Origin of the sequence: Lysinibacillus sp. NPDC097279 (genome assembly GCF_044761745.1) — a bacterium.
Lineage (GTDB): Bacteria > Bacillota > Bacilli > Bacillales_A > Planococcaceae > Lysinibacillus.
In genome coordinates this window covers 484130-493721 of sequence record NZ_JBIWDA010000003.1, presented here as the reverse complement: position 1 = coordinate 493721, position 9592 = coordinate 484130, and the positions used below count along the sequence as shown (strand labels likewise).

11 protein-coding genes are annotated in these 9592 nt (G+C 31.0%); 1 reads left to right on the top strand and 10 read right to left on the bottom strand.

From position 1 onward, the window contains the following. Nucleotides 1-665: 665 nt before the first annotated feature. From hpf to ACIQ1H_RS15945, 6 genes are all read right to left on the bottom strand, one after another. Nucleotides 666-1217, bottom strand: a complete 552-nt coding sequence (gene hpf / locus ACIQ1H_RS15970) for a ribosome hibernation-promoting factor, HPF/YfiA family (protein ID WP_173479666.1) — start codon at nucleotides 1215-1217, stop codon at nucleotides 666-668. 90 nt (nucleotides 1218-1307) lie between these two features. Beyond that, complete coding sequence (locus tag ACIQ1H_RS15965; RefSeq protein ID WP_402890017.1) at nucleotides 1308-1691, bottom strand: PilZ domain-containing protein; 384 nt, start codon at nucleotides 1689-1691, stop codon at nucleotides 1308-1310. 239 nt (nucleotides 1692-1930) lie between these two features. Then, on the bottom strand, nucleotides 1931-2341 hold the full coding sequence (gene fliS / locus ACIQ1H_RS15960) for a flagellar export chaperone FliS (protein ID WP_401019101.1): 411 nt from the start codon (nucleotides 2339-2341) through the stop codon (nucleotides 1931-1933). A 74-nt stretch (nucleotides 2342-2415) separates the two neighbouring features. Beyond that, nucleotides 2416-2775 (bottom strand): flagellar protein FliT, encoded by a 360-nt coding sequence (gene fliT / locus ACIQ1H_RS15955; protein ID WP_402890015.1) that lies wholly within the window; start codon nucleotides 2773-2775, stop codon nucleotides 2416-2418. 34 nt (nucleotides 2776-2809) lie between these two features. Beyond that, the gene (locus ACIQ1H_RS15950) at nucleotides 2810-4393 is read right to left on the bottom strand and encodes a flagellar hook-associated protein 2 (protein ID WP_402890013.1); all 1584 of its coding nucleotides are present in this window, start codon (nucleotides 4391-4393) and stop codon (nucleotides 2810-2812) included. Nucleotides 4394-4416: 23 nt separating this feature from the next. After that, on the bottom strand, nucleotides 4417-4815 hold the full coding sequence (locus ACIQ1H_RS15945; protein WP_402890011.1) for a flagellar protein FlaG: 399 nt from the start codon (nucleotides 4813-4815) through the stop codon (nucleotides 4417-4419). Nucleotides 4816-5112: 297 nt separating this feature from the next. On the opposite strand from ACIQ1H_RS15945, the gene ACIQ1H_RS15940 reads away from it, so the two are divergent. Beyond that, complete coding sequence (locus ACIQ1H_RS15940; RefSeq protein ID WP_402890010.1) at nucleotides 5113-5781, top strand: TylF/MycF/NovP-related O-methyltransferase; 669 nt, start codon at nucleotides 5113-5115, stop codon at nucleotides 5779-5781. 167 nt (nucleotides 5782-5948) lie between these two features. Here ACIQ1H_RS15940 and ACIQ1H_RS15935 read toward each other — a convergent pair whose 3' ends face one another. The 4 genes from ACIQ1H_RS15935 to ACIQ1H_RS15920 are packed head-to-tail and all read right to left on the bottom strand — an operon-like array spanning nucleotide 5949 to nucleotide 9588. Beyond that, nucleotides 5949-6794 (bottom strand): class I SAM-dependent methyltransferase, encoded by an 846-nt coding sequence (locus ACIQ1H_RS15935; RefSeq protein WP_402890009.1) that lies wholly within the window; start codon nucleotides 6792-6794, stop codon nucleotides 5949-5951. Further along, the gene (locus ACIQ1H_RS15930) at nucleotides 6791-7558 is read right to left on the bottom strand and encodes a CBS domain-containing protein (protein ID WP_402890007.1); all 768 of its coding nucleotides are present in this window, start codon (nucleotides 7556-7558) and stop codon (nucleotides 6791-6793) included. Before ACIQ1H_RS15930 ends, ACIQ1H_RS15935 begins: the two co-directional genes overlap by 4 nt. Before the next feature lie 6 nt (nucleotides 7559-7564). Further along, nucleotides 7565-8725, bottom strand: coding sequence for a cytidylyltransferase domain-containing protein (locus ACIQ1H_RS15925; protein WP_402890005.1), 1161 nt, complete (start codon nucleotides 8723-8725; stop codon nucleotides 7565-7567). A 5-nt stretch (nucleotides 8726-8730) separates the two neighbouring features. Further along, nucleotides 8731-9588 carry an N-acetylneuraminate synthase family protein gene (locus tag ACIQ1H_RS15920; protein ID WP_402890004.1) on the bottom strand — a complete coding sequence of 286 codons (858 nt, stop codon included), beginning with the start codon at nucleotides 9586-9588 and terminating at the stop codon, nucleotides 8731-8733. Nucleotides 9589-9592: the final 4 nt, after the last annotated feature.

The window sequence follows — 9592 nt, the reverse complement described above, 5'->3', positions numbered from 1 at the left end:
CCGCCAGCGTTCGTCCTGAGCCAGGATCAAACTCTCCATAAAAGAAATTTGATTAGCTCAAATTGTTTTGCTGGCATCAATTTTGATGTCCAAAAATTTGTTTCGTTCACTAACATAAGTTAGCTACTGAAAACTATATTGATTACGTTTTGCTTGTTCAGTTTTCAAGGTTCATGTCGCACTGCGTTTCGCAGCAACAAAAATTATTATATCAAAATATCATTACATTTGTCAACAACTTTTTAAAAGTTATTTTCACTGTCGAAGTGACAGGATTTATAATATATCACAATAATTTTTCATCTGTCAACACTTTCATTTAATTAATATTTCATTAATACAATTAATCGGTGTTTTACGACAGGATTAAATATTATCATGTTATTTATATATTAGTCAACAAAAACTTATAAAAAATTACTTTATTATTTTTCTACTATAAGTATGAGAAGTTCTCGTTATTATTCCCTTAAATTAAGTAAAGGAAAAATACCCACTCATTTAAATTGAAATGCATTTCATCTAGCCACTAAATATTATATAAAGCTCCGATATCCTACTATGCCTCAACACATTAGTTCTGCATTTTCAAAAGTACAATCTGCCATCCTTTAAATTAGGATAAAAAAAGAACCCTCATTAGATGAGGGTTCTTAATCATTTATTTAAGTTGTTTCAATTAAGCCATACTTGCCATCTTTTCGTTTGTAAACAATGTTAGTACCGTTTGATTCAGCATCAGTGAAGATGTAGAAATCATGGCCTAGCATGTTCATTTGTAAAACCGCTTCTTCATGATCCATCGGTTTTAAATCAAATTGTTTAGTACGTACAATGGAATATTCGTCTTCCTCTGTTACAGTATCAGCTGCTGCCTGCGTTATAGCAAAATAAAGTCCTGCACCTTCACGCTCACGGAATTTACGGTTTACTTTTGTTTTATGCTTGCGAATTTGTCGCTCTAATTTATCAACAATTAAGTCGATTGCAGCATACATATCATTATGACGTTCTTCTGCACGAAGTGTTAAGTTCTTCATTGGAATCGTAACTTCCACTTTTGTTTGCTTGTCATTATAAACCTTTAAATTTACGTTAGCATTGGCGTTAACATCTTCGTTAAAATAACGTTCAACTTTTTCGATTTTATTTTCTACATACTCTCGAATAGCTGGCGTTACCTCAATATTTTCACCACGAATGTTAAAGTTTAACATGTAAACTCCTCCTTTATGACTGCTATACTTCTTATTTCTACACAAGTGTGTGAAATTCCTCTAAAATAATTCTTTTTTTCACAATAAATTTTAAGAATTAATTTTTTTAGCTTTTGCTTCTGCCGCTTCTTTTTTACGACGCAATTTCAGCTCGTCAACAATCAAATCCTCAATAGCGCCTTGATTATTGAAAAATACACCGTATTGTTTCCCATTCCCATAAGGACGGCTCCAAATAACTTCACCATATACTCGAATTTCTCTTGTATCTAGAACAAATCGCAAATCAAGAGGAGAAGGACGTAAACCTAAATCGACCTCAGTGAACATCTTTAATCCCCTTGGACTGATATCCAATAAATCCGCCATTGCAGTTTGCGCATGATTCACTTTTCCATTCTCATATATCGCAAAAGTCATACTCACAGGCTCGTCAAATTTAAAACGAAAGCCTTCTTGACGCTTAAATATCATTTTCCCCACCCCAATACTTTTCAAACATTTAGTTAGCTTGATTATGACATGAATACATGATTTTCATCTAGAGGGAATTAGTAACATATTTTACCTTTAAATCACCTAATTTATGACTATATGTAAAGTTCCTCTTGTCGATTTTTGTATAATCTTAATAACTTTTTCGTTTTTTTATTTGCATAATTTGTCTAATAAACAAAAGAGACCATCATCAAGCGATGGTCTCTAATTTTTTATTAAACTTGTCCGTTATTCCCATTACCGAATTGTTGTTGTCGATTAATGCGAATAACTTCTTTCCAAGTATCCCGAAATTCCGTCACTAAGCCTTCAACCTCTTCAATGATGCTAACATCATTTTGGATATTTGCTTCTACTAAACGGCGATTCATATATTCATAGAGTGCTAACATATTTTTCGACACTTCAATATCCATATTAAGCGTCGCCATAAGCTCACTAATAATCGCTTGTGCTTTTAGTAAATTTGTATTTTTGTCTTGAATATTTTTTTCTTGAATAGCAAGTTTAGCTTTATTTAAAAACTTTAAACACCCATTATAAAGCATCAATGTAAGCTCACCAGGTGAAGCAGTTGTGACACTATTTTGCTTATACGCGTTTTGTGCTGTTAAATTTGCTGCCAATAAAGGACAACTCCTTTTAGATGTTACTTATTTACTATTTTAAACCATTAAACGAAGAAAAGCTAATAGAGAAATTAATTTTTCTTATCGTAATACATCCCGTCCATCACACGGACATTTCCATATGGATTAAAATATTGCACTTCACTTTTTTTCGTTTTTTGAAGGTTTGCCATATCCTGCTTTACTGCGCTCATTACAGCAGCCAATCTTTCTTTAATGCCATTATCCAATTCAAGCAAGGTACGATGAACGCGATCTTGTTCATCATAATGAAAACCTTCTTGTTTCAATCCATTGATAATCATTCCACGCTTGTCCAACATAGTATTTATAGTATCCACGTAGTCATCACGATCTTCGCCTTTTGGGATGTCTCCTAATAATTTATATAGATTCGCAGACGCCTGCAATAGTTGATTTGTTAGTTGCATAAACTTCCCCTACCTTGCTTCATTAAAAGCCTAATCAAGAACCTTGTGAGAACATACTTGATTGTGAATTCGCTTTATTAATCGCTTGCTCCATTGCCGTGAATTGCTTCCAATAACGAGCTTCGATATTTTCGAGTTTGGTCTTCCAAGTATCAATTCGATTATCCACATCTAATAAACTTTTACCAATGGAGTAGTTTTGTTCTGTCATTGTCGCCTTTCCGGCTTTTTTCTCAATGTTAGTTGTAAATGTATTCATTGATGAACGCAATTTTTGAACAATACCTGATTCTCCAGGATTACTAGTTGTAACTGTATTAGTAAATGTTTTTACTACAGCCTCTGGATCTTTAGCAATTGCAGCACGCAACTTCTCTTCATCAATTTCTAATTTACCACCATCAGTGTACGTTTTAGTTGTTGTAATTCCCATTTCATATAGTGTACTAAGCTCCTTATTAGAACTGCCACCTTTTTCGTATAAAACATTACGTAAAGAAGATAGACCCGATTGAATCATCATATCGCTACGAAGGATACCACTTTTGGATTTTTCCTCCCATTTTTCAATTTCTGATTTCTCCATATCCTTTTTCTGTTCATCTGTTAATGGAGCAAAGTCTCGGTATTTTTTTTCCTTTGTTTTTTCGTTTAAAGATTCTACAAGACCATTATATGTTTCAACAAACTTTTTAATTTGATTAAAAAGATGATCTGTATCTGTATTCGCGGCAATACTTATAGGTTTTGTTCCCTTATAGGTATCATTCAATGTAATAGTAAATCCATTTATATCAAATGTATTAGATGATCGCTCAATTTCAATTCCATTAACGTTTAATATTGCATTTTTCCCATCAGAATTTATAGCGTTTGCTGGATTTGTAGCGCCACCTGAATGGGAAAGATCAGTATTCTCTCCGAAACCTAGCTTTTTAAAAATACCTGCTGAGTCATCTGATACATATATGTTTACATTCTCAAAAGTTTGAGTAGTACCACCTTGTGTTAAATTAAGTTTACCACCTGTCCCTGTTACATCAGTAGTAATTGATATTTGACCTGACTTTTCATCATAAAAAGCAGAGAGTCCGGTTCCATTATTTAAATTAGTTATCACACTATCAATTGTATCAGTTTGTTTAAATGACATTTTCACATCTTTAAACTTACCATCCTTTTGAAGAACTTTCATTTCAATCGATTGATCACCGGTTATACCTAAATCCTCCAATTTTGTGGATTTAGTAATTGCTTCACCACTTGATAATGTTGTACCAATGTTACCTACACGTCTTGTAGAAGTAGCTAGCTGAGAAACTGATGAGATATTTAAAGTAGCCCCATCTTTTGCTGTAGTTGAAGTGGCAGAAATTGCATCATTACTACTTGATGAAGTCTTTTTCCAAAGATCTTTTTGTAAAAGCATTTCCTTCGATAAAAAATCATCAAAAGCCTTAATCTGCTTATTAACATCTCGGTAAGCGTCACGTTGCCATTCATACGTTTGCTTTTTTTGATACAGTTTGTTTAATGGTGCCTTTTCTGCCTTCATTAATTTTTCTACAAGTGCATCAATATCCATCCCTGACGCTAAACCACCAATTCGATTAACCATTTTAAAACCCCCAATTTATTATTTTAAATTTTTTCGTCAACTATCATGCCAACTAATTTTTGCATTTCATAAAATGCATCTAAAAGTTTTTCAGGCGGAATTTCTTTTATCACTTCTTCTGTATCTGAATCAACAAGCCTAATGTAGTATTTTTCTAGCCCCTCATGTAAAATAAATTTTGATTGTCTATGATCGACCTCTAAAAATTCATTTACCGTGGTTACAGCTTGTTGTAAATCCCCAAATGATAATTCAGATTTCCCAAGACCTAATTGTTTGTTGGATATCCCACTTTTATCATTTTTATTAGCGATTTGAGTATTCTTTTCATTCTTTTCATAACTACTTTTTTCGTTTCTGGTTAAGTCACTTCCTAAGTTTTGCGGTGCTGAAATCTCGGTATTTTGTGAAACAATACGCATAATAAACCCCTCCGCTAGTTAAATTACTTTTATATTTATATTATCGGACTTTTAAAATATTTTTTCACAAAAAAGTTTGAAAATAGCGATAAAATAACTGTTTACATCGTATTATATTTTACAAACTTTACTATTTACTTATTAACGTTTAAGATAAACTGAACTGAAGACATTTATATAATAATTTTGCTTTTTAAACAAATTAACATTATTACAAAAAATAGTTTCAATATATCTACCAAAAGTATATATTTTAATAAGTACTTATTAAAATTATTATATTTGGAGTGAGTGTTCATGATTTTAAACTTTAATACTGAAAAAACATTTGAATATGAAAATGGCTTTATGTTAACATCCGAGGTATATCGCCTAGGCAACTTTTTAGCACATTATGAGCTCTATAAAAAGATAATTGACTTACCAGGAGATGTTATAGAACTTGGTGTATTTAAAGGAAATTCATTAATCCAATTTGCTAGTTACAGAGAGCTTTTAGAAAATGAAAAGTCACGAAAAATTATTGGCTTTGATGCGTTTGGCTCTTTCCCTAGCAATAAAACAAATACCAATAGTGATGAAGAATTTATTTCAAATTGGAATAAGCAATTTGAAAACCAGTATTTAAGTGACCAAGATTTATATAATAGCCTAAATTTAAAAAACATTTCGAATGTAGATTTAATTAAAGGGGATATTTTAGATACTTTACCCAAATATTTAGAACAACACCCATTTACTAAAGTATCTCTTCTTCATATTGATACTGACGTATATGCTCCATCAAAAGTAGGTTTAGAATTATTATTCGATAGAGTCGTAGCGGGCGGTGTAATTGTTTTTGATGATTACGGTACAGTGGAAGGTGAAACTAAAGCAATTGATGAATTTTTAGAAAATAAAGGATATACGATTAATAAATTTAGCTTCTCACATGTAAAACCTTCTTTTATAATAAAAAAATAAGAATAATAAATTCTTTTTATTTTAAATGAGAAGTTAATATTTCAGAGATTTTTTATAACTATTAATCACTTAAGTTTGCGCGCAATAGAAAACCAAGCTTGTACGTTAAATAACAAGCTTGGTTTAAAATTTCTCATTTGGACTTATTGAACTGAATCCAAAACAGTTTAATATAAAGTTGCCTCTAAGAGTATGGTATCACATTTTCCAATCGCTGCCAAAGCATTCTCATATTCTTTATTTAATATTTGATTGTCAATTAAATTAAAAATTTTATGTCCACCTGGTTTATTTTCACTTAACCAATAGAGATGATTACTTATAGGATATCTTTGTATTTGCTTAACCAATTTAACATTATATCCACAATTATCCACAAGTTTGTTTAATGTATGGCTATTATATAAGTAAACATGACAACTCCAATATGTAAAATCTGAAAAAGCTGTACTTTTATAAAGTGTTAATAATGCATCGTCTGCATTTGGCACCTCTATAATAATTGTACCATTTGGTTTTAAATATTTTTTAAGATTTTCTAACATTTCTTTTGGGTTAGTTAAGTGTTCTAAGACATGAAATAATGTTATTACATCAAATGTTCCCTCTATTTCATCAATATTTGAATAACAATAGATACCTTCTTCATTTAAAGCTCTGTTTATTTTTTTGTCCAGTTCAACCCCCGCAACGTCACCAGTAAAATCCTTTATAAGATTTAGAAATCCACCTGCTCCACAACCAAAATCTAATACTTGTTTACCAATAATTCTTTCTCTTAAATCTAATGCTCTTCTCTCATCATCCTTAAAAGATTGTAGACGATATTCTTTTAAATTTACAATACCATTTAGCATACCAGAATCCTCATAAAATTTATCGCTAATATGCTGAATCGTTGATAAAAAGACTAAGCCACACTCCTCACACTCTAATACTTCAATTTCTTTATTGTCACGAACATAAGGATATCTTGTTTTAATTTGTACAGAATTACATAAAGAACATTTCATACGTATTGCTCCTTTTTATTTCTCTTGTAGTCATCTTCAATACGAATAATATCGTCCTCACCGAAATAATCCCCTAATTGTACTTCAGAAATTACTAGAATTTCTGATTCATTTATGTTTTTAATTCGATGTAAACACCCTCTAGGTATAAAAATATAGGAACCAGCTGTTAAAATTCGTTCACTTTCACCTATAATCATTTTTCCTGTACCTTTTACAACAACCCAATGCTCTTCACGCTTTTTGTGGTATTGTAAACTGATTTGTTGTAGCGGGTTTATATGAATAATTTTGGCCTGAGCAAATTCATTTAAAAATACTGTTTTATAAAATCCCCATGGACGATTATATATTTCATGTGTTAAGGAATAATGATTAAACTGATTAAAATCCATTAATAAATCTAATTGATGTCCTTCTAAAAGCGCTATATGTAATTGATCTTTTGTAAGTACATTAATCAATTCTCTTTTTACATTAAGTATAGGCAAGTACTTGATTTTATTTGATTTAAATTTCGAAACAATAACATCTAAAGAGTCATTCAAAGAAATATATTCGTATTCTTTTTGCATAATATCTACTACATTATTTTTTATAGAAACATGATTTAATAATGCGCGTCTAATATCTCCATCCGTTAAGGTACCAATTAACAAATTTTCTTTAACAATTAATACAAATCCTTCTTTATTATGTTCTATTTTTTCCATAGCATGAAAAATTGTTCCGTTAAACGGCATTGTATATTTTTTAAGATTCATTTTCTATTAGTCATACCCTTTCAATATTAAATCAATAGCTTCTCGTACTGCACCTTCTCCGCCCTTTTTTTCAGTAGTATATTTTGAATTTTGTTTTACAACATCTAATGCATCTGCCACAGAAAATGACCAACCAACCTTTTGAAGTAGGCTAATATCATTAATATCATCCCCAATAAATGCTACTTCTTCATATGTTAGATTATATTTTTCTAATAAGGTTTCAGTAACTTTAACTTTATCTTTGCAGCCTAGGAATACATGGTCTATATTTAATTTTTGAGCACGTTGTAGTACTATTTTAGAATCTTCACCAGTTGCTATCGCAGTCAATATACCTTTTTCTTTAAGTAGTCCGAAACCCATACCGTCTTTTGTATTAAATTTTTTTAAGACATCGCCATCTTCAGAATAGTACATTCCCGCATCTGTTAAAACTCCATCGCAATCAGTAATAAATAATTTGACTCTCTTTAACTTTTCTTTATGATACATCTTTTTCTTTAATAACTGCTCAACTATTATCCAATCTGTTTCTTCATCTATTTCAAAATAAGTTTCTTCAGGCATTTTATACAACCCTATTTTCCCTGAAATTCTAACACTTGTTTTAATTAGATTTTCAGTTTTTGTAATATAAAATGCTCCGTTTTCAACGAGAAAACCCTTATAATCTTGTCTTCTTGGTCTTTTATTTGGTGAATAGTTGATGGGATGAGCATATCCATCAATTTCATCCCAAATAAACCTCTTTTGCTCAACAACTGACAATAAACTATCAAAATCACTAGAAAAGAATTTTTGGAATGCTTCTTCTAAATGCCCACTCTCTGTTAATGGGCTAGTAGCTTGAAGCAATATAGTATTATCAGAGCTAAATTTATCTACAAATTCTAAGAGTACCGATTCTGTCGAAGCATTATCAGTTGCATTTCCCGCATCTCTGTCAATACAATGTAACTTACCATAATGCTCTTTATCATAATTTTCTATACATTGCTTTATTAAATCACTATCTGTTGTAACATATACTTCATCAATATATGAACAATTAACAGCAGCATCGATAGTCCAATAAACAAGAGGTCTACCATTAATTAATTTGACATTCTTTAAAGGGATAGACTTACTACCTCCTCGGACTGGTACAATTGCAACTGTTTTCATTATCTTCACCCTTTATATTTTAGTTTATCTTTTTGTATTTGCTCAATATCTAAAATTTCTTGTTCTTTATAACATAAAGCTAACTCTACATTTTTTAAGTCTTGTACAAGTTCATACAATTCATTAGGCTCAAGTGAAGCTCCATGATCAGTACCTTTCCAATTCTTATTTATTGTAAAGTGTCGTTCAATCCATTTAGCTCCTAAAGTATATGCTGCGATATCAATAGCAGTTCCGATGTGATGGCCAGAAAATCCGATATCTTTAACACGATTTTGATACTGCTTTTGTAAGCGCGTTAATTCTAGCAAACAAACATTTTCATAGGGAACAGGGTAACCAGATGTACAATTATACAAAACTAGATCTTGATTCCTTTTTTGTTCTTCAAAGAAATTAATTAACGTTTCTATTTCATTATAATTGGTCATACCTGTAGAAATGTGGATTTCACCTTCGTAATTTTTGCATAACCAAGTTAATAATTCAAAATGATTATTCATTGCTGAGGGGATTTTAATTAGCTCAGGTTCCAGGCTTGCAGCTTCTTTTGCAGATGTAATATCCCATACTGAAGTACTGTAAATAATACCTTTCTCTTCACAGTATAATTTTAACTCTTTATGTTGTTCAATTGTGAATTCTAAAAATTCACGGTGGGCACCATAAGTATCACCATAAGAATTTGCTTTATTAGGGTGAGGAGCATTATATTGCTCTTCAGATAACAGTTCTTTATTATTACGTTTTTGAAATTTTGCTACTGTTGCTCCGCATTTCACAGCCTCATCAATTAATTTTTTTGCAATGGTAATTTCACCTTTATGGTTACATCCGATTTCTGCAATAACATTTATTGTCATATAT

Excerpts from the sequence above, each read along its gene's own strand:
- ACIQ1H_RS15930 (WP_402890007.1), bottom strand. The coding sequence starts at position 7,558 with ATGAATCTTAAAAAATATACAATGCCGTTTAACGGAACAATTTTTCAT.
- ACIQ1H_RS15940 (WP_402890010.1), top strand. The coding sequence starts at position 5,113 with ATGATTTTAAACTTTAATACTGAAAAAACATTTGAATATGAAAATGGC.
- ACIQ1H_RS15925 (WP_402890005.1), bottom strand. The coding sequence starts at position 8,725 with ATGAAAACAGTTGCAATTGTACCAGTCCGAGGAGGTAGTAAGTCTATC.
- ACIQ1H_RS15965 (WP_402890017.1), bottom strand. The coding sequence starts at position 1,691 with ATGATATTTAAGCGTCAAGAAGGCTTTCGTTTTAAATTTGACGAGCCT.
- hpf (WP_173479666.1), bottom strand. The coding sequence starts at position 1,217 with ATGTTAAACTTTAACATTCGTGGTGAAAATATTGAGGTAACGCCAGCT.
- ACIQ1H_RS15935 (WP_402890009.1), bottom strand. The coding sequence starts at position 6,794 with ATGAAATGTTCTTTATGTAATTCTGTACAAATTAAAACAAGATATCCT.
- ACIQ1H_RS15950 (WP_402890013.1), bottom strand. The coding sequence starts at position 4,393 with ATGGTTAATCGAATTGGTGGTTTAGCGTCAGGGATGGATATTGATGCA.
- fliT (WP_402890015.1), bottom strand. The coding sequence starts at position 2,775 with ATGCAACTAACAAATCAACTATTGCAGGCGTCTGCGAATCTATATAAA.
- ACIQ1H_RS15945 (WP_402890011.1), bottom strand. The coding sequence starts at position 4,815 with ATGCGTATTGTTTCACAAAATACCGAGATTTCAGCACCGCAAAACTTA.
- ACIQ1H_RS15920 (WP_402890004.1), bottom strand. The coding sequence starts at position 9,588 with ATGACAATAAATGTTATTGCAGAAATCGGATGTAACCATAAAGGTGAA.